This window comes from Bacillus sp. AFS041924 (assembly GCF_002577195.1).
Taxonomy (GTDB): Bacteria; Bacillota; Bacilli; order Bacillales; family Bacillaceae_G; genus Gottfriedia.
In genome coordinates, this window is sequence record NZ_NULG01000076.1 from 1 (window position 1) to 456 (window position 456).

Annotated in this window: 1 protein-coding gene; it reads right to left on the bottom strand. The window is 28.1% G+C overall.

Annotated features, from left to right (window positions below; all coding sequences use genetic code 11):
* Positions 1-14 precede the first annotated feature (14 nt).
* The gene (locus COC46_RS21975; protein ID WP_141550920.1) at positions 15-269 is read right to left on the bottom strand and encodes a hypothetical protein; all 255 of its coding nucleotides are present in this window, start codon (positions 267-269) and stop codon (positions 15-17) included.
* Positions 270-456 lie beyond the last annotated feature (187 nt).

The window sequence follows — 456 nt, forward strand, 5'->3', positions numbered from 1 at the left end:
AACTATTAGCTGGTTTAGTTGATTAAGGTTACTAATATCCAAAATGAAAATGGTGCTAAGACAAAGAGTAGAATGAACAAACATATTAAGACCCCTCTTTTTTCAAACCACGCTTTTATAATCCCTTGTCTTATCTTTTTATTAAAAATGCTAATTCCTATTAAAACCAATAAAGCAATTAAATCGCCAAATTTAGTATATTTTAGAAAAGGTATTGTTAATGCAATAATAACAATTAAAAATACTTTTCCTGATGTTTTCATTGTCATTTTATATCCTCTCATACCAACTTTTTTAAAATGATTATATCATTAATCGTCCAATCCTTATGCAACTAAACTGCCATTTACTTTAATAAAAGAAAAGCCGCATATTCGCAGCATTTGATCTCCAACTAAAGCTAGCATTAAATGATTAACTCATTGGTCATCACATATCAGTAAACTCTTGTTGATA

Excerpts from the sequence above, each read along its gene's own strand:
- COC46_RS21975 (WP_141550920.1), bottom strand. The coding sequence starts at position 269 with ATGACAATGAAAACATCAGGAAAAGTATTTTTAATTGTTATTATTGCA.